The following is an 18,119-nucleotide window of genomic DNA, read 5'->3' on the forward strand; positions in this document are numbered from 1 at the left end:
CCTTTCGTTTGTGTGTTGTCGTCTATCAGTTCGGGATCAGATCCGGAACGATTGTGACGATAGAGGGGAAGAACCACAGCAGCGCCAGCCCCGCGACCTGGATCAGCACAAAGGGGATCACGCCGCGATAGATGTGGCCGGTTGTGACCTCTTTTGGCGCCACGCCCCGCAGATAGAACAGCGCAAAGCCAAAGGGTGGTGTCAGGAACGAGGTCTGAAGGTTGACCGCGATCATGATCGTGACCCATTTCGGATCAAAGGTGCCGCCGTAGATCACCGGCCCGACAATCGGGATCACGATGTAAATGATCTCGAGGAAGTCGAGCACAAAGCCCAGCACGAACAACACCAGCATCACGATCAGGAAGACTTTGAATTCATTATCAAAGCTCTGAAGGAAAGTTTGGATGTAATGTTCGCCCCCAAAAGAGATCACCACAAGGTTCAGCAGCTGCGAGCCGATCAGGATGGTGAACACCATCGAGGTCACCTTGGCCGTTTCGCGCACCACCGGGGTCAGGACACCGCCGGAAAACAGCACCCAAAGCGCATAGAACAACCCGAAGATCGAGAACAGGTAAGCGGCCTGTGCGACAAGGAAGGCAATCCAGCTTTCGATGGCGACATCGGCCAACCCGACCCGCAGATCGAAATTCACCCCGACGAGGATCATGATCACCACGGCAAAGGTCGTGTTCAGGATCATCTTGCCCGATTTGTTGTCATCCGCCAGCTTGCGATAGGCCGCCAGCATGATGGCACCACCCGCCCCCAGCGCCGCCGCCGGTGTCGGATTGGTGATCCCACCCAGGATCGAGCCAAGCACCGCAACGATCAGCACCAGCGGTGGAAAGACCACGCGCAGCAGCTCATTCTGGGACAGGATGCCCGATGCATAGCGAACACCGTAAAGTGCCATCAACAGCGGGATCAGGATGACAAGGAAGGTAAAGCCGGACGAGCTGAGCGGATTGATCAACAAAGCATCCGCCAGCAGTGCCAGCACAACACCCGCCCCGCCAATCAACAATGGCAGCGGGTTTGCCGTCGGCGACACGCCGCGCGCCGTGGTCAGCACCAGCGCCAGCATCAAGAAGCTGATGGCGATACCGGTGCCAATGGGGGCTGCGGTTGCCAGCTTGTCCTGAAGTGCCGCGGCGCGTTCGTCTTCGTTCAACGCACGTGCCTCGGTCACGCCACCGGCCTCGTCGATTGTCTGTTGTTCAGCGACCGCAGTATCCCAGGCCTCTTGCCCATGCAGGTCGATCATCGCAACCTTACAGTCTTCGCTGACGTTGGTGCGCAGGCTTGCGGTTTGTCCCGCGTCAGAGAAGCTATCGACGATCACATTCTGGGTGCCGATGACATTCAACTGACCCAGGCCGATCATGGCCACGATCAACAGAACAGGCACACCCAGGAACCATGTCAGTGCCTCGTTGCGGGTCACAACCTCGCCGGTGCTGTCGTCAAGTTCGACCGCCGGCGCCTTGGACGGATTGAACATCGCAAAGCCAAAGGCATAAAGCCCATACAGCACGGCCAACATGATGCCGGGCAACAAGGCCGCCTGAAACAGCGTGCCAACCGACACAACCGCCGGTTCACCAAGGAAGGTCAAGGCGTCGGAACAGCCCGCGAGATTTGCGCGTTCTTCCTGAGCGGCGGAATAAAGATCGCCAGCCAAGGTGCCCAATAGGACGATCACAATCGACGGTGGAATGATCTGGCCCAAAGTGCCCGAAGCAGCAATCACACCGGTGGCGAGTTGCGGCGAATACCCTGCCTTCAACATTGTGGGCAGCGACAACAGGCCCATGGTCACCACAGTGGCGCCAACGATGCCGGTCGAAGCGGCAAGAAACGCGCCGACGACCACAACCGAAACCGCCAAGCCACCGGGCAGCGGGCCAAACACCCGCGACATGGTGGTCAACAGATCATTGGCGATCTTTGACCGTTCCAGCGTGATGCCCATCAGGACGAACATCACCACCGCGAGCAAGGTCTCGATTGATTGCCCCGCCAGAACCCGTTCGTTCATCCGATTGACCACAAAGGAAATATTGCGGTCCATCGCGGTTTCCCAGCCCTGCGGGAACACCGGTTCGGCGTATCGTGGAAGATCGGGAAAGCGGAATTTGCTTATGGCATCAGGTCTGACGCCCTCGCGGATAAGATCCGCATACATGGCTGAACTGGTGTCAATTGCCTGGTGGATCAACAGCCCCGCGCTGTCCAGCGCGGCAATGATCGCAAAGGAAATGATCCCCGCGCCACCAATGGCAAAGGCCACTGGAAATCCCGAGAGAATGCCCCCGAAAAGGCACATGAAGACGATGATCAGGCCGATCTCGACGCCATCAAGTCCGAATAACATGTCGCGCGCCCCTTAGTGCTTTTCTTCGATTGCGTGCACAAGCTCGGCTTCTTCGCTGCCAAGTTGGTCACGGTCGAGGTATTTGTGTTCCGATGCTTCGCCTTCGCGGAACTCCAGATAGGAGCGGCAGAAGAAAGCCCAGGAATGAATGAAGACAAGGCCGGCGTAAGCCACCAAAAGCACCTTGAACAGGAAGTAGGCGTCAAAACCATTCGGCGAAAAGCCGATTGTTTCCACATTCCAGCGCAGCGCGCGTGCCTTGGTGATCAACCGGTCCAGCGTGTCACTGGCCGAGGGTTTCGGCACAACCAGATGCCGCCACAGGAAGAACCAACCATACATCCAGGTCAGCACCGCCGCAGGCAACATGAAGATCATGCTGCCGCACATGTCGATAATGCGTTTGGTCCGGAAGGACACCGCAGAATACACCAGATCAACCCGCACATGTCCGCCCTGCACAAATGTGTAGGTGGCGCAAAGTGCGACGATCATCGCGTTATAGAGTTTCAGCTCCTCGGCCCACCAGCTGACATCCCGCGACAGGACGCTGCCAAACCCGAGCGAAATCTCTGCCGCAGCAAAAATCCGCTGCATGAAGACAATGACGATCTGTTGCAGCACCATAAGCAGGCCAGCCCAGGCAAAGAAGCGGCCAATCGCATTGGCGAACCCTTCCAGCACGCGGGTCACGCCCCACATGAACTGGTTGTTCCAGATGCCAAAAGCAATGATGACTAGAAAGACCGTAAAAGCGGCAAAGAAAAACTCGATTGAGCCGCCGTAGTAGATAAAGCGCATAAGCGCCTGTTTATCCTCGGTTGTTTCAAGCCCGTCGACCCAGCCCAACCAAACCCCAGGCTGCACAATCGCCAGCCCCAGGTTGTAGAAAGCCAGCGCAATGTTCTGGAAAAACCAGACAAGACCGTCCAGCATCCTTTCCCCCTTCGATATTCCCGCCGGGCAGTTGCCCGATACATCAAAGCCCCCGGCACTCTGTGCCGGAGACTTCTATTTATTGGTTTGACAGGGACTTAGCCCAGAACACGGGTCCGCTGACGCGCGAATGCGTTGATCGACTTGTCGATCCAACCGTTCGAGGCCTGCATGGAGGTGTTGGCGCTTTCACGGATTTTGACGAAGAGTTCGTCATCCATGTATTCGTCCAGCGTATCGCTGGCCGCCTGGCCAAAGGCATCCCAGACGCTGTCAGGGAATTCCAGAACCTTGACGCCCGATGCTTGCAGACGCTGAAGCGCGGCACCGTTGTTGGTCAGGAACTGCGACAGGTTCCAGGCATGTGCCTCGGCCGACGCGATCTCGATGATCTTCTGGTGCGCGGGCGACAGGCTGTCGAACACGTCCCGGTTGGTCGCCAGCGACAGTGTCGCTGCGGGTTCGTGGAAACCGGCGGTGTAGTAGAATTTGGTGATTTCCTGGAAACCGGCCTTTTCGTCCGCCCAGGGGCCAATCCACTCGGTGCCGTCAATCGCACCAGAGGCCAGCGCCTGATACACTTCTGCGCCGGGAAGGTTCTGGATCGATGCACCCAGTTTGCCAAGCGCCTGACCACCCATGCCGGGCATACGGAATTTCAGACCCTGGAAATCTTCCGGGCTGGAAATTTCCTTGTTGAACCAACCGCCCGCCTGGGCGCCGGTGTCACCCGCGAGGAAGGATTTCAGACCAAAGATTTCGCCAAGCTCGTCATGCAGCGCCTTGCCGCCGTCCTGGTAGTACCAGTTGGCCGCTTCCTGCGAGGTCATGCCAAAAGGCACAGCTGTAAAGAACTGATAGCCCGGGTGTTGGCCGGTGAAATAATAGTCGGCACCATGATACATGTCAGCCTGGCCCGCGGTGACGGCGTCAAACACCTCAAACGCGCCAACCAGTTCGCCGGCGGCTTTCAGGTCGATGGTCAAATCGCCACCGGTCATGGCTGTGATCGTGTCGGCGCAACGCTGTGCCGCGTCATGTACCCCCGCGAGGCCACGGCCCCAGGTTGTCACCAATGTCAGGGTCCGCTTGCCCTGTGCATATGCCGGGGCCGCAAGGCCGGTCGCTGCGGCAGCCGAGCCGCCAAAAGCCGAAGTTTTCAGAAAAGAACGACGATCCATTAAATGGTCCTCCCATGTCGTTGTGCCCGTCCCTGCCCCTTGCTCATCTCGAATGCAGGTGCGGGCGGATCGTTTGCAACGGGTTGACCCTAGCGGTTGCTGTCCGATGTGGAAATACCAACAAACACGTAGTCGACCACGGTTTGGGCGAATATTTTTGCCCAATTGTTGTCCGAACCACCATTTTGACCGGGCAACCCTAGGCAAGCCCCCCGGATTCGGCGTATCGAATCATCCATGTTTCGCAGGCTCACCATTTTTCGGCTCAGCTATGGGCAAAAGCTGTTCCTGATTGCGACAGTGCCATTGGTGCTGGCGGCGGCGGCAATTGCGGTTTTGGTTGCTGCGCAGTCGCGGCAACTGGCCGACCGCGAGATCGCCGCGCTGGAGGTCCAGTTGATCGAAGCCAAGAAAGAAGAGCTGAAAAACTATATCTCCATCGCCCGCACCGCATTTGTGAATATCTATGGTCGCGCCGCACCAGAAGACGCCGCCGCCAAGCTGGAGGTGACCCGCATTCTGGCATCAATGCTGTATGGTCAGGACGGCTATTTCTTTGTCTATGATTATGACGGCAACAATCTGGTTGCGCCGCGCCAAACCTATTTGATCAATCGCAATTGGTCGGGGCTGACGGATCTGAACGGCACGCCAATCACGGATGAGCTGATCCGCATTGCGCGCTCTGGCGGCGGTTATCACAGTTTTGACTGGCCCAAACCATCGACCCGCGAAACCGCGCGCATGGTGACCTATTCCATCGGGTTGCAGGATTGGCGCTGGGTTGTCGGCACCGGCGTCTTTATCGACGACGTTCTCGAAACCGTGGCTCTGGCCCGGGCCGAAGTCGAGGCACGAATTCGTGCGACCTTTCTCTATATCGGGGGAATCACGCTGGCCGCACTTCTGGTGGTTTACCTCTGGGGCATCCTGCTGAACATCCGCGAACGGCGGCTGGCAGATGCCAAGTTGAAGGCCCTGACCCAGCGGGTTCTGGACGCCCAGGAGGAAGAGCGCGGTCGCATCGCACGTGAATTGCATGACGGCATCAGCCAGATTCTGGTGGCCATCCGCTATGCGCTGGATATTACCAAACGGCGGCTGGACAAGGGGGACACCCGCGCCGGTGAAACCCTGGACAAGGGTATCGACACCCTGGCCGGCGCCATTCAGGAGGTCCGCCGCATCAGCCGCGATCTGCGCCCCGGCGCGCTGGACGATCTTGGCCTTGGGCCGGCCTTGCGCACATTGGTCGAAGATTTCGGCATTCGCACCGGGATGGAAACCTATTTCGAAACCGTCCCCTTCCGCAACCGATTGGAAACCAACGCCAAAATTGCGCTATACCGGATCGCACAAGAGGCGTTGACCAATGTGGAACGCCATTCCGACGCGACAGAGCTGGCGGTGGATGTGCGCGGCCATAAACATGGTGCGACCTTAAGGATAAGTGACAATGGCCGCGGTTTTGCCCCTAACGACAATCTGAGCGGCGCCGGGCTGGGCCTGCGCAATATGGCAGAACGGGTGGAACAGCTGGGCGGGACGCTGCGCGTTCTCAGCGCCAAGGGCAGCGGTACGGTGATCGAGGTCGAAGTGCCCCTGACCCAAATGCTGCCGGCCGAAGCCCGCGGGGACGGCGCGCCAAACGACGCACCGGACGACGACAAGGAAAGGAAAGCGAGCGCATGAACACGACCATCAAAGTGGTGATTGTTGATGATCATCCAATGGTCGCCGAAGGGATCGAAGCGATTCTGGAGAGCTATGATGACATCGAGGTTGTGGCGACCCTGTCGAACGGCCGCGAGATCGTGGAACAGGCGGCGACGCTGATGCCGGATGTGATCCTTCTGGATCTGAACATGCCCGGCGTGGGCGGGTTGACCGCAACCGAAATGCTGTTGGAACAGCGCCCCGACACCAAAATCCTGATCCTGTCGATGCATGACAGCCCGGAATATATCTCCACCGCTCTGGGGCACGGCGCCATGGGCTATGTGTTGAAGGACGTGCCGACGGATGAAATCAAACATGCGATCGACGTGGTGAATTCGGGCGAACGCTATCTTTGCACCGGGGCGCGCGGATCGCTGGCGCCGACGCCGGGCCGGGACCAGTTGACCAACCGCGAACAGACCATCCTGTTGCAACTGGCGCAGGGCAAATCAAACAAGGATGTCGCCATTCAATTGGACATCTCGGTGCGCACCGTCGAAACCCACCGCAAGAACATCAAACGCAAGCTTGGCATCGCATCGACCGCCGGTTTGACACGTTATGCACTGGAACATGGGGTGCTACAGGGCACCGGCGTGGATTTGTGACCGCGCCGTTTTCGCAGCCATTCGCCCCGCTTTACGGTAGGAAATTTCCAAAAACCGCCGCCCTCCGCAACTTTTGCAAAGAAAACCGGTCAAACAGTGGTTGACGCCCCAATTCACCTCACCTAGTGTCGCGGCCACGCATGAAGAAGGATTCACTTCAATGACACAACTAGTGGTCGTCGTAAGAAAATGGCGCATGGGCCGGTAACGGACACCCTGAACGGTACCCCATGCGCCCCCGAAACTTCGGGGGCTTTTTTTATGCGTAATGAAAATATGACGTCTTGATCGGAGCAACAAAATGACACGTCAGATGACCGGAGCAAAAATGGTGGTTCAAGCCCTGAAGGATCAGGGTGTGGACACGGTATTCGGATATCCCGGCGGTGCTGTGCTACCGATTTATGACGAGGTCTTTCAACAGAACGAGATCCGCCATATTTTGGTGCGCCATGAACAAGGTGCGGTGCATGCCGCCGAAGGCTATGCCCGGTCGACTGGCAAGCCGGGTGTTGTTCTTGTGACCTCGGGCCCCGGTGCGACCAATGCGGTGACCGGGTTGACCGATGCGCTGATGGATTCGATCCCGCTGGTGGTTCTGACCGGCCAGGTGCCAACCTTCATGATCGGCTCTGATGCCTTTCAGGAGGCCGACACCGTTGGCATCACCCGCCCCTGCACGAAAATGAACTGGCTGGTGAAGGACACCAACGAACTGGCCTCGACCATCCACGAAGGATTCCATGTCGCCACCAAGGGCCGCCCCGGTCCGGTGCTGATCGACATTCCCAAGGATGTGCAATTTGCCAGCGGCACATATGTTGCGCCCGCCAAGGCCGATCTGGGCCATTATCAGCCGCGCGTCAAAGGTGACATGGAGACCATCACCGAATTGGTCGAGGCACTGGAAACCGCGGAACGCCCGGTGTTTTACACCGGCGGTGGCGTGATCAATTCCGGGGCCGCGGCCAGCCAGCTTTTGCGCGAACTGGTCGAAGCGACCGGCATTCCGATCACCTCGACCTTGATGGGTCTGGGCGCCTATCCCGCCAGCGGGCGGCATTGGCTGGGCATGTTGGGCATGCATGGTCTCTACGAGGCCAATCTTGCGATGCATGGCTGTGATCTGATGATCAACGTCGGCGCACGGTTCGACGACCGGATCACCGGGCGGCTGGACGCGTTTTCGCCCAACAGCCGCAAGGCGCATATTGATATCGACCCCTCGTCCATCAACAAGGTGATCCGGGTCGACATGCCGATCGTGGGTGACGTCGCCCATGTGCTGGAAGACATTCTGAAAGTCTGGAAAGCCCGTGGTCGCAAGGTGAACCGCGAGGGGCTTCAGAAATGGTGGGCGCAGATCGAGGATTGGCGCACAACGGATTGTCTGAAATTCAAACAGTCCGGTCCCAACATCAAACCGCAATATGCGTTGCACCGGTTGGAAGAACTGACCAAGGGCCATGACCGCTATATCACCACCGAAGTGGGCCAACACCAGATGTGGGCGGCGCAATACCTTGGGTTCGAAGACCCCAACCGCTGGATGACCTCTGGTGGGCTTGGCACCATGGGATATGGCTTTCCGGCATCCATCGGGGCCCAGGTCGCCCACCCCGACGCGTTGGTGATCAATGTCGCAGGCGAGGCCAGCTGGCTGATGAATATGCAGGAAATGGGCACTGCGATGCAGTTCAACCTGCCGGTAAAGCAATTCATCCTGAACAATGAACGTTTGGGCATGGTGCGCCAATGGCAGGAATTGCTGCACGGCGAGCGGTATTCGCATTCCTGGTCCGAATCCCTGCCCGATTTCGTCAAATTGGCCGAAGCTTTTGGCGCGAAGGGGATTCAGGTCTCTGATCCGGCCGATCTGGATGATGCGATCATGGAAATGATCAATTACGACGGGCCGGTGATTTTCGACTGCCTGGTCGAGAAACACGAAAACTGTTTCCCGATGATCCCCTCGGGCGAGCCGCATAACAAGATGCTGCTTGGCGCGGCATCGACCAAAGACGCGATTGGCACCAAAGGCGCGGTGATGGTGTGAGACATGAGCGGTGCGCCGGATCGGCGCACCCCACCCCAACCCTCTGTTGGGTGCGCATTGCCCGCGCACCGTCTTAAAAGGAAATCGCAATGTCTGCGCTAAAAATCAAAAAAGGTTCCAACAAACATTCCGCATACAACCTGCGGCCGAATTTTTCCGATGTGCAGGAACGCCATACGCTTGCGGTCATCGTTGACAACGAACCGGGCGTGCTGGCGCGGGTCATCGGTCTGTTTTCCGGTCGCGGTTACAACATCGAAAGCCTGACCGTGGCCGAGGTTGACCATACCGGCCATCTGTCGCGCATCACCGTCGTCACCACCGGCACGCCGCAGGTGATCGAACAGATCAAGGCACAGCTGGGGCGGATTGTCCCGGTGCATCGGGTGCATGATCTGACTGTCGAGGGGCCATCGGTCGAACGCGAATTGGCGCTGATCAAGGTCACCGGCAAGGGCGATGACCGTGTCGAGGCGCTGCGGCTGGCTGATGTGTTTCGCGCCCATGTGGTGGACAGCACGCTGGAAAGCTTTGTGTTTCAGATCACCGGCGCACCGGACAAGATTGATGCGTTTGCCGAATTGATGCGCCCGTTGGGATTGGTCGAAGTGGCGCGCACCGGCGTCGCCGCCATCAGTCGCGGACCGGAATAAACACAACCGGCCTCCCGCCGGTTTCACGAACACCAAAACCGCCGCCAAAGCACAAGCCTTGGCGGCGGTTTTCGTTCCTGACCCCGGCCCGTAAAGCGATCGGCGATCGTCCGTTGAAATTGCGCCTGATCAAACTGCGCCGGACATGAGTGTGCCCGACTGGATTGGACCTGACTAGAATAGGCCTGAAATAGACCCGACTAGATTAGACCTGACTGAATAAAACCTGACAGAAATGGACCGGGCCAGATTGAGCCAGTCGAAACTGGCCCAATCAAATTGGCCTAGGCAATAACGTGTTTCCCCGAAGTGCGCGGCGTGGCCCAATCACGGGTGCGCGGGAATTGTACGATATTTGTGGCCCATCCATCGGTCCGCGTGCCATCGCGGCGGGTGGCATCATCGATATTGGCGCAATTGCCCAATTGGCGGGCAAGTTCCGGGGCATGATCCTCGACCAATAGAACGGGGTTTGTAACCCGCCGGAACTGACGCTCTTCGCGCAGTTCGAATTCTATTAGATCACCTGCATCCAGCGCAACGCCGGACATGGCGCTGTCTTCTGGCTCGACATAATAGGCAAGGCTACCCTGGTCTTCGCACCAGATCACCGCTTTCTGATCGTCAGGATTGCTCCACAGAACGACTCCGCACATGCGTCTGAGTGACATTTATTCAACCTTTATTTCGTCCCGTCCTGTTAAATGTGGCACAAATTTCGCCCTTGCGAATGCACCTTGAACGCCTGTCGGGCTTGTAATTTGTGCCAGTCTGGGTCAAATCTGTAGCTAATGAGCGTCGGATGACGTGAAACAGCATCAAACATGCGTCAGAACGACCAAGTTCGTGAGTTGATTGAACGTTTCGCGCCAGAAATGACCAAAGAAGACGGAGTGCGAAACAAAGTGCCGAAAACTGTCACATCTAATTCCGGCTCATCCGCCTCTCCTGCGGACCTGCGCGCCATGTTTGGTGCGAATCTCAAACATCTGTGTCGTAATGCAAAGTCGATTTCGGCCCTCTGCCGGGATCTCGGGATCAACCGAACGCAATTCAACCGGTATCTCAGCGGCGAAAGCTTTCCGCGCCCCGACGTTTTGCATCGGATCTGCGCCTTCTTTGACGTTGATGCGCGCATATTATTGGAACCGGTTGAAGAAATAGCAACAACTTCGGGATTTGTGATGCATCACCCGGAACTCGCAGGGTTCCTGGGGCCGGACGTGACGCAAATTCCACAGGAGCTTTTGCCTGATGGATTTTATCGTTTCATCCGGCGCTCGTTCATGGATCAGCAAAAATTTGTCGAGGCGCTGGTCTATGTCTATCGGCTTGGCGATTTCTGTTTCATCCGTGGCCATGAGGCCCGCGAGGCGATGACCCGCGTCGGCCTGCCCGAAAGCCCGCGCACCCGTGAATTCGGCGGCTTCTTTTTCCGTCAGGAACGCGGTGTGGCGGCGATGGTGGCACGGCGCGGCGCAACAACAGGGTCGTTCACCTTTTTGCACCGGGTGCCGTCGGTCAAAAACAACACCTGGACCGGATATACCGCCCGCATCACCCACGAGAGTGAGAACAGCTATCGCATGACCCGCATCGTCTGGGAACATCTGGGGCGCGGCATGGGCGCGGCGCTCAAGGTGGGGCGCAACGCCGGATTTCGCGGTTATGGCCAATTGTCGGAAAGCGATCAGGCGCTGCTCAGACCGGACAAACCGTTTTCCTGATCTATGTCGGGGTCATGGCCCCATATGACCCCGCCGAAAGGCGGGTGCAGGAAGGCATGGGATGTGCAGGCCGCGATGGCCCGCAGTTACCCCTGTGGTTACCCCTCTTGCGCGTCCGCCAGAAGCACCTTGGAGACCGGGACAAGCGTCACCCGGCTGGCCCGGTCCTGTAGCCCCCAAATCAGCAGCGCCGAAATGGTTTCTGCCCGCAGCCGTCCCAACATGATAACCGCGCCTTCCTGTCCGGCCTTGAAAGCCGCCTGATCGAGAAACCGGCGGATCACGGTGGCGGTCTGGCCGTTGCTGTCAAAATCGCGGAACAGCGTGGCAGACGGCACACCGGCCCGCGCCGCCAGCGCCTGACCGGTGTTCAACCCTTTGGGATAAAGAACAAGCCCGTGGCCGGTGTCGGCCAGAATGCGCGCCACCTGTTCAGATGTGCCACGGTTTTCCTGCAACCCGCTGTTGCCACCTTCCAGCACGCCGACGGCCTCGGGCACCAGATCCAGCGCGCTGGCCAGGGTCACTTCGGCATCCTGGGCCTGGGCCCCCGGCGGCAGATCCGCCAGCGCCATGACCTCGAACCCGGCATCACGATAGCTGCGCATGGCGGCCGCCGCCCCCGACCAACCGGTATCGACCGCAAAGGTGATCGGATAGGGGAAGCTTTCCAGCGCCTCCAGCCCCAGCGGGGTCTTGCCATCGTCAATCAGGATGATCGACATCATCGGTTTGTCCGGCGCGACATCCATGTCGACGGCAAAGGCCTCGATCGGGCGTTGGGTGGCCTGCGATGTGTCGGGGTTTGTACCAGCGCCTTGCTCCGCCGTGGCATCCGGCCCGCCCAGCGTGGGCAACCGCCCGGTGCGCACCGTCGGGGCAAGGTTGCCCAATGTGCCAACCGGGGTGCCAACCGATGGGCGATCCTCGTCCCGATCGACCGGGTCGCGATCAATCAGCGCGGTCACAAGCGGGCGGCGCGGAGTTTCCTCTTCGCGCGGGATTTCCTCGTCACGTGGTGTTTCAAGGTCACGCAGGGTTTCAGTGTTGGGCGAGGTTTCAGTTTCGGGCGCGGATTCAGTGACGCGCAGGGGGGCAGGTTCGCGCGACGCGGAGTCTGGCAGAACGGAGCCCGGCAAAACAATGTCCGGCAATATGCCGGGTTGCATCACCGACGGCGATCGGGGCGGTTCGACGCTTTGCGGCGTCATGACCTCGGTTGTGACAACCGGGGGGATGTCAGCCACGATTTCCGGCTCTGGCGTCACCTGGATCGGCGCGGCGACCACCTCGGGCGGGGCGGCCGTTTCGCCGCTGGTCACCGCTGGGTCCGCCGCATCTTCCGCCAGAACTGGATCTGCCTCTTCGGAATCTGCTGTTGCAGGCAGGTCAACCACGGGGCTTTCGGCCTCGGGCGCTTCCGCCTCGGCATCCGCCACCGGCGCCGCGCCCCCAAGACGCGGTGCAACCTCTTCGACCAACGGCGCGGGAGGCTGCGCAGGATTGCTAGAAATTGACAATTCATCCGCCGCCGGCAGATCCGGCTGCACAACATCGCCCCCCAGCGTGATCGGGTTTTCCCCGGCGGTCAGACCCGCCCCGGCGCGATCCGGGGCCGACTCCAGTTCCGGTGCCGCATTCAACGCCACCGCACCGCCGGTTTCCGGCAAACCGGTGCTGGCAGTATCGGCCACCGCCACGTCATCAACGTCGTTTTCCGGTTCCGGGATGCCCGGCGACGGCGTCTGGGGCGACGCATCATCGCCCTGCTCCGCCAGCGGCACAGATCGCGGCAGCGCATCCGGCTCATTGGCCGGTGGTGCCGCGGGCGTGTCGGTCGTTGCCGCAGTGACCTCTGGCTTTGGGGCCACAACCGGGCCCGTCAGAACAGACAATGTGCCCGCCCCAAGACCGGCCACCACAACACCCCAAAGTGCCCCTGCGAAAAAACCCTGTGCCATGTGCCCACTCCTCACCAAACGGGATCGGGACTCTTTTGGTCCGGGCCCGCGCCGATGTCCTGCCTGTCGATGTTCCTGCCCGTCCACCCCTTGACGATCCGGGCCAAGCCTGAACATGTATACCCCGATCTCTATACCCCGGTGAAGGCCTCGGCCTCCAGCCCATAACGGCAAAGTTCATTCCATGCTGCTGCTCATCGATAATTACGACAGTTTCACTTACAACCTTGTCCACTATCTGGGCGAATTGGGCACGGATGTGCAGGTGCATCGCAATGATGCGCTGAACGTGCAAGAGGCGATGGCGCTGAAACCCGCCGGAATCCTGTTGTCCCCCGGCCCCGCCACCCCGGATCAGGCGGGAATTTGCCTGCCGCTGGTGCTTGCGGCGGCGGAAACCGGCACGCCCCTGATGGGTGTCTGTCTTGGCCATCAGGCCATAGGCCAGGCGTTCGGCGGCAAAGTGGTGCGCTGTCATGAAATCGTACATGGCAAGATGGGCACCATGCATCACAACAATCTCGGTGTCTTTGCCGGCCTGCCCAGCCCCTTTGCCGCCACGCGCTATCATTCGCTGGTGGTCGAACCCGAGACATTGCCAGATTGTCTGGAGGTGACCGGCGCATTGGAAGACGGCACGATCATGGGGCTGCGGCACCGGGAACTGCCCATTCATGGCGTGCAGTTCCATCCAGAATCGATCCGGTCCGAACATGGGCACGCCCTGTTGAAAAATTTCACCGACCTGATGAAAGTGCCCGCATGAGCAATGCCATTAAACCGCTGATCGGGGCGGCCGCCGACCGGCCGCTGACACGCGAAGAGGCCGAGGCCGCCTTTCAGATCCTGTTTGAAGGCGAAGCCACCCCAAGCCAGATCGGTGGCCTGTTGATGGCCCTGCGCACACGTGGCGAAACGGTTGCGGAATATGCCGCCGCCGCCGCCGTGATGCGCGCCAAATGCAACAAGGTCACAGCCCCCGAGGGCGCGATGGACATCGTCGGCACCGGGGGGGATGGCAAGGGCACGCTGAACATCTCGACTGCGACAGCCTTTGTCGTGGCGGGGGCCGGTGTGGTGGTGGCCAAACATGGCAACCGCAACCTGTCGTCGAAATCCGGCGCGGCGGATGCGCTGACCCAGATGGGGATCAATGTGATGGTCGGCCCAGAGGTCGCGGAACGGGCGCTGGCGGAATGCGGCATCTGCTTCATGATGGCGCCAATGCACCATCCGGCCATTGCCCATGTCATGCCCACCCGCCAGGAGCTGGGCACGCGCACGATTTTCAACATCCTTGGCCCGCTGACCAATCCCGCCGGTGTCAAACGTCAGCTGACCGGCGCATTTTCCCGCGATTTGATCCGGCCCATGGCCAAAACCCTGGCAGAACTTGGATCGGAACGGGCATGGTTGGTGCATGGCTCTGATGGCACGGACGAGCTGGCGATTTCCGGCGTCAGCTGGGTCGCCGCGCTGGAAGACGGCACCGTGACCGACCGCGAAATCCACCCCGAAGATGCGGGACTTCCGGTGCATCCGTTCGAGGATATTCTTGGCGGCAGCCCAGAGGACAACGGCCGCGCCTTTGCCGCCTTGTTGGACGGCACGCCGTCGGCCTATCGCGATGCGGTGTTGCTGAATTCTGCCGCCGCGCTGGTGGTGGCGGGCAAGGTCGACGACCTGAAAACCGGTGCCGCACTCGCCGCGCAATCCATTGACAGCGGCGCAGCCAAGGCGCGGATTACCGCATTGGCGATGGCGACACAGACCACGTGACCATCGCCGCCCCGCCAAAGGCCTGGGCCCATCTGCGGTTTTTCGACCGCGACTGGCCCAAAGTTGAGGCGGCCTTGGCGGCAGAAACCCGACCGATCCTGCCGCCCGCACCGCAGATTTTTGCCGCGCTGGACGCCTGTCCACCAGAGCGGGTGCGGGTGCTTGTGCTGGGACAGGACCCCTATCCCACACCGGGCCATGCACATGGTTTGGCGTTTTCCGTCGCCCCGGATGTGACGCCCTTGCCGCGATCACTAAAGAACATATTCGCCGAAATGAGTGATGACCTGGGCACCTGCCCGGTCAACGGCGATCTGCGTGCCTGGGCGGATCAGGGCGTGTTGCTGTTGAACAGTGCGCTGACGGTGCCCGCAGGCCTGGCTGGCGGACATTTGAAACTGGGCTGGGCCGCGCTGACCCGCGACATCCTTGCCGAACTGGATCAAAAACCACGTGCGCTGTTGCTCTGGGGCAAACCGGCGCAAAAGCTGGGCACAGATATGACCCACCCCGACCACCTGCGGATTGAAACCGCTCATCCCTCGCCGCTTTCGGCGCGACGGGGATTTTTCGGATCACGCCCCTTTAGTCGCGTCAACGACTGGCTTATGAACCAAGGGGAAAGCGCGATAGACTGGACTGGCAGATGACTGAAACCGTTCTCGACAAGATCAAAGCCTATAAACTGGAAGAGATTGCCGCCGACAAGGCCGCGATCCCCCTGGCAGAGGTAGAGGCCGCCGCCCGCGCCGCCAGTCCGACCCGTGGCTTTGCCGCGGCGTTGCAAACAGCCTCGGCCACCGGTTACGGCCTGATCGCCGAAGTCAAAAAAGCATCACCCTCCAAGGGGTTGATCCGGGCGGATTTTGACCCCGCCACCCTGGCCCGCGCATATGAGGCCGGCGGGGCAACCTGTTTGTCCGTATTGACCGACACCCCGTCCTTTCAAGGAGCGAAATCCTTTCTGACCGCGGCGCGCGATGCCACCAGCCTGCCGGCATTGCGTAAAGATTTCATGTACGACATCTATCAAGTGGCCGAAGCCCGCGCCCTGGGCGCCGATTGCATTTTGATCATCATGGCCTCCGTCTCTGATGATCAGGCGCAAGAGCTTGAAGAAGCGGCATTTTCCTGGGGTATGGATGTTTTGGTTGAAGTGCACGATGCGGTCGAACTGGACCGGGCATTGGCGTTGAAATCCCCGCTGTTGGGGGTGAACAACCGCAATCTCAAAACCTTTGAAACCACGCTGGATACCACGCGGCAATTGTCGAAACGCGCCCCGGCGGACAAGGTCCTGATCTCGGAAAGCGGTTTGAACAGCCCTGCTGACCTCGCTGACATGGCCAGTTTTGGCGCCCGCAACTTCCTGATCGGGGAAAGCCTGATGCGGCAAACCGATGTCGAAACCGCCACCCGGACGCTGTTGGCCCAACCGCTGGCCGCCCATGGCTGACCTTACCCATTTCGACGCCAAGGGCGATGCCCATATGGTCGACGTCTCGGACAAGGCGGTCACGTCGCGTATCGCAATCGCCCAAGGCTACATCAAGATGTCACCTGAAACCTTTGATATCATTATCAAAGGAACGGCAAAAAAGGGCGACGTCATATCGGTTGCCCGTTTGGCCGGGATCATGGGGGCAAAGCACACCTCAACCCTTATTCCGCTTTGTCATCCGCTGCCGATTACCAAAGTGGCGGTCGATCTGACCCCGGATCCCAACCTGCCCGGCCTGCGGTTGTCCGCCACGGTCAAGACCACCGGCCAAACCGGCGTCGAGATGGAGGCGTTGACCGCCGTATCCGTAACTGCCTTGACCGTCTATGATATGGCCAAGGCGGTGGACAAAGCGATGGAGATTGGCGGGATCTGCGTCACATTGAAAGATGGCGGAAAATCAGGGCGTTACGAAGCGACATGATTTCAGTTTCCCAAGCGCTTGACCACTTGTTCGCGCTGGTGCGGCCGCTGGGCTGCGAAAGCGTTCCGCTGTTGAATGCCGTCGGCCGCGTCTTGGCCGAAGACGCCATATCGCGCAGCAATCAACCGCCTTTCCCCGCCTCGGCGATGGACGGCTATGCCGTGATACGGGCAGAGGCCCTGCCCGGCGCACGCTTCGACGTCATTGGCGAAGCGGCCGCGGGACATCGATTTGACGGCCAAGTTAACCCGGGCCAAGCCGTGCGCATTTTTACCGGCGCGCCGGTGCCCACTGGCGCGGATCGCGTCGTCATTCAGGAAGATGTGACGCGCGACGGCAACCACATCCAACTGAAAAACACCTTGGGTTCCGGCGACAACATCCGGCCCGCCGCCGGAGATTTTCGCCTAGGTGACCGCCTAACCGCCCGGCGACGCTTGTCGCCACAAGATGTGGCCCTGCTTGCGTCGATGAATGTTGCCCAGGTTTGCGTCGCCAAAAAGCCTGACATCGCATTGATTTCGACTGGCGATGAATTGGTCATGCCCGGCGAAGTTCCCGGTCCGGATCAGATCATTGCCTCCAACACCTTTGGTCTTTTCGCACTTCTAGGCGAACTTGGCGCAGCGCCCCGGCTTCTGCCAATTGCCCGCGATACGCCACAGTCGCTCGGCCAAATCCTGGATCTGGCCGCCGATGCCGATCTGATCGTGACCATCGGTGGCGCAAGTGTCGGCGACCACGACATCGTGTCCCGTGTCGCCAGTGACCGGGGCCTTGACCGCGCGTTTTACAAGGTCGCCATGCGCCCCGGAAAACCGTTGATGGCCGGTACAATTGGCAACGCCATGATGCTCGGCCTACCGGGCAATCCGGTGTCCGCCATGGTTTGCGGCCACATATTCCTTGCGCCGGTCGTCCGGGCCATGATGGGCCTGCCTGCCGCCGCCGTTACCAGATATTCAGCAAGGTTATCAGTCGATTTGCCACTTGGCGGGCCGCGCGAACATTATATGCGTGCCACATTGGTGGACAATGAAATTGCTCCTTTCGATAATCAGGATTCCTCCCTTCTGCGAATGCTATCACAAGCAAACGCGTTGTTGATCCGTCCGCCGAATGACGCGCCACGCAGAATCGGCGATGTCGTCGAGTATATTCCGCTGGGAAGTTAACAACTTATTATCGTGGCAA

At 59.6% G+C, this 18,119-nt stretch carries 16 protein-coding genes; 11 read left to right on the forward strand and 5 right to left on the reverse strand.

Annotation, left to right across the window (positions count from 1 at the left end):
- Positions 1-25: 25 nt before the first annotated feature.
- The 3 genes from Q4577_RS10175 to Q4577_RS10185 all read right to left on the reverse strand — a co-directional run bounded on the left by Q4577_RS10175 (position 26) and on the right by Q4577_RS10185 (position 4,497).
- A complete protein-coding gene (locus tag Q4577_RS10175) occupies positions 26-2,380 on the reverse strand; it encodes a TRAP transporter large permease subunit (RefSeq protein WP_244689804.1) in 2,355 nt (784 codons plus the stop codon).
- Between the two features lie 12 nt (positions 2,381-2,392).
- Entirely contained in the window at positions 2,393-3,316 is a 924-nt protein-coding gene (locus Q4577_RS10180; RefSeq protein ID WP_303467680.1) for a TRAP transporter small permease subunit, read from the reverse strand.
- Between the two features lie 98 nt (positions 3,317-3,414).
- On the reverse strand, positions 3,415-4,497 hold the full coding sequence (locus tag Q4577_RS10185) for a TRAP transporter substrate-binding protein (RefSeq protein WP_244689808.1): 1,083 nt from the start codon (positions 4,495-4,497) through the stop codon (positions 3,415-3,417).
- Between the two features lie 237 nt (positions 4,498-4,734).
- Between Q4577_RS10185 and Q4577_RS10190 the strand changes: the two genes are divergently transcribed.
- From Q4577_RS10190 to ilvN, 4 genes are all read left to right on the forward strand, one after another.
- Entirely contained in the window at positions 4,735-6,189 is a 1,455-nt protein-coding gene (locus Q4577_RS10190; RefSeq protein WP_303467683.1) for a cache domain-containing protein, read from the forward strand.
- Positions 6,186-6,824, forward strand: coding sequence for a response regulator transcription factor (locus Q4577_RS10195; protein WP_303467684.1), 639 nt, complete (start codon positions 6,186-6,188; stop codon positions 6,822-6,824). Before Q4577_RS10190 ends, Q4577_RS10195 begins: the two co-directional genes overlap by 4 nt.
- Before the next feature lie 301 nt (positions 6,825-7,125).
- The gene (locus Q4577_RS10200; RefSeq protein ID WP_303467686.1) at positions 7,126-8,880 is read left to right on the forward strand and encodes an acetolactate synthase 3 large subunit; all 1,755 of its coding nucleotides are present in this window, start codon (positions 7,126-7,128) and stop codon (positions 8,878-8,880) included.
- 89 nt (positions 8,881-8,969) lie between these two features.
- Complete coding sequence (gene ilvN, locus Q4577_RS10205) at positions 8,970-9,533, forward strand: acetolactate synthase small subunit (RefSeq protein WP_303467688.1); 564 nt, start codon at positions 8,970-8,972, stop codon at positions 9,531-9,533.
- A 284-nt stretch (positions 9,534-9,817) separates the two neighbouring features.
- On the opposite strand, the gene Q4577_RS10210 is transcribed toward ilvN, so the two are convergent.
- Positions 9,818-10,204 carry a hypothetical protein gene (locus Q4577_RS10210; protein ID WP_244689819.1) on the reverse strand — a complete coding sequence of 129 codons (387 nt, stop codon included), beginning with the start codon at positions 10,202-10,204 and terminating at the stop codon, positions 9,818-9,820.
- Between the two features lie 294 nt (positions 10,205-10,498).
- Here Q4577_RS10210 and Q4577_RS10215 point away from each other — a divergent pair, with 294 nt between their 5' ends.
- On the forward strand, positions 10,499-11,260 hold the full coding sequence (locus Q4577_RS10215; RefSeq protein WP_244689821.1) for a helix-turn-helix domain-containing protein: 762 nt from the start codon (positions 10,499-10,501) through the stop codon (positions 11,258-11,260).
- Between the two features lie 98 nt (positions 11,261-11,358).
- Here the strand turns inward: Q4577_RS10215 and Q4577_RS10220 are convergent, their stop codons facing one another.
- Complete coding sequence (locus Q4577_RS10220) at positions 11,359-13,221, reverse strand: divergent polysaccharide deacetylase family protein (protein ID WP_303467691.1); 1,863 nt, start codon at positions 13,219-13,221, stop codon at positions 11,359-11,361.
- A gap of 184 nt (positions 13,222-13,405) precedes the next feature.
- Between Q4577_RS10220 and Q4577_RS10225 the strand changes: the two genes are divergently transcribed.
- The 6 genes from Q4577_RS10225 to glp are packed head-to-tail and all read left to right on the forward strand — an operon-like array spanning position 13,406 to position 18,100.
- Entirely contained in the window at positions 13,406-13,987 is a 582-nt protein-coding gene (locus Q4577_RS10225; RefSeq protein WP_303467693.1) for an aminodeoxychorismate/anthranilate synthase component II, read from the forward strand.
- The gene (trpD, locus tag Q4577_RS10230; protein ID WP_303467695.1) at positions 13,984-15,000 is read left to right on the forward strand and encodes an anthranilate phosphoribosyltransferase; all 1,017 of its coding nucleotides are present in this window, start codon (positions 13,984-13,986) and stop codon (positions 14,998-15,000) included. Before Q4577_RS10225 ends, trpD begins: the two co-directional genes overlap by 4 nt.
- Positions 14,997-15,650 carry a uracil-DNA glycosylase gene (locus Q4577_RS10235; RefSeq protein ID WP_303467697.1) on the forward strand — a complete coding sequence of 218 codons (654 nt, stop codon included), beginning with the start codon at positions 14,997-14,999 and terminating at the stop codon, positions 15,648-15,650. Before trpD ends, Q4577_RS10235 begins: the two co-directional genes overlap by 4 nt.
- Positions 15,647-16,456 carry an indole-3-glycerol phosphate synthase TrpC gene (gene trpC, locus Q4577_RS10240; protein ID WP_303467699.1) on the forward strand — a complete coding sequence of 270 codons (810 nt, stop codon included), beginning with the start codon at positions 15,647-15,649 and terminating at the stop codon, positions 16,454-16,456. Before Q4577_RS10235 ends, trpC begins: the two co-directional genes overlap by 4 nt.
- Positions 16,449-16,925, forward strand: coding sequence for a cyclic pyranopterin monophosphate synthase MoaC (moaC, locus tag Q4577_RS10245; RefSeq protein WP_244689829.1), 477 nt, complete (start codon positions 16,449-16,451; stop codon positions 16,923-16,925). The genes trpC and moaC overlap by 8 nt, the downstream gene beginning before the upstream one ends.
- Positions 16,922-18,100: a gephyrin-like molybdotransferase Glp gene (gene glp / locus Q4577_RS10250; RefSeq protein ID WP_303467701.1), complete on the forward strand. Its 1,179-nt coding sequence runs from the start codon at positions 16,922-16,924 to the stop codon at positions 18,098-18,100. The genes moaC and glp overlap by 4 nt, the downstream gene beginning before the upstream one ends.
- Positions 18,101-18,119 lie beyond the last annotated feature (19 nt).

This window comes from Marinovum sp. 2_MG-2023, from assembly GCF_030548265.1.
Taxonomy (GTDB): Bacteria; Pseudomonadota; Alphaproteobacteria; order Rhodobacterales; family Rhodobacteraceae; genus Marinovum.

Bases quoted from the DNA above. Each gene is read 5' to 3' on its own strand.
- Q4577_RS10185 (WP_244689808.1), bottom strand. From the start codon at position 4,497: ATGGATCGTCGTTCTTTTCTGAAAACTTCGGCTTTTGGCGGCTCGGCT.
- Q4577_RS10220 (WP_303467691.1), bottom strand. From the start codon at position 13,221: ATGGCACAGGGTTTTTTCGCAGGGGCACTTTGGGGTGTTGTGGTGGCC.
- Q4577_RS10200 (WP_303467686.1), top strand. From the start codon at position 7,126: ATGACACGTCAGATGACCGGAGCAAAAATGGTGGTTCAAGCCCTGAAG.
- Q4577_RS10210 (WP_244689819.1), bottom strand. From the start codon at position 10,204: ATGTCACTCAGACGCATGTGCGGAGTCGTTCTGTGGAGCAATCCTGAC.
- Q4577_RS10175 (WP_244689804.1), bottom strand. From the start codon at position 2,380: ATGTTATTCGGACTTGATGGCGTCGAGATCGGCCTGATCATCGTCTTC.
- Q4577_RS10190 (WP_303467683.1), top strand. From the start codon at position 4,735: ATGTTTCGCAGGCTCACCATTTTTCGGCTCAGCTATGGGCAAAAGCTG.
- trpD (WP_303467695.1), top strand. From the start codon at position 13,984: ATGAGCAATGCCATTAAACCGCTGATCGGGGCGGCCGCCGACCGGCCG.
- Q4577_RS10225 (WP_303467693.1), top strand. From the start codon at position 13,406: ATGCTGCTGCTCATCGATAATTACGACAGTTTCACTTACAACCTTGTC.
- trpC (WP_303467699.1), top strand. From the start codon at position 15,647: ATGACTGAAACCGTTCTCGACAAGATCAAAGCCTATAAACTGGAAGAG.
- Q4577_RS10195 (WP_303467684.1), top strand. From the start codon at position 6,186: ATGAACACGACCATCAAAGTGGTGATTGTTGATGATCATCCAATGGTC.
- Q4577_RS10215 (WP_244689821.1), top strand. From the start codon at position 10,499: ATGTTTGGTGCGAATCTCAAACATCTGTGTCGTAATGCAAAGTCGATT.
- ilvN (WP_303467688.1), top strand. From the start codon at position 8,970: ATGTCTGCGCTAAAAATCAAAAAAGGTTCCAACAAACATTCCGCATAC.
- Q4577_RS10180 (WP_303467680.1), bottom strand. From the start codon at position 3,316: ATGCTGGACGGTCTTGTCTGGTTTTTCCAGAACATTGCGCTGGCTTTC.
- moaC (WP_244689829.1), top strand. From the start codon at position 16,449: ATGGCTGACCTTACCCATTTCGACGCCAAGGGCGATGCCCATATGGTC.
- glp (WP_303467701.1), top strand. From the start codon at position 16,922: ATGATTTCAGTTTCCCAAGCGCTTGACCACTTGTTCGCGCTGGTGCGG.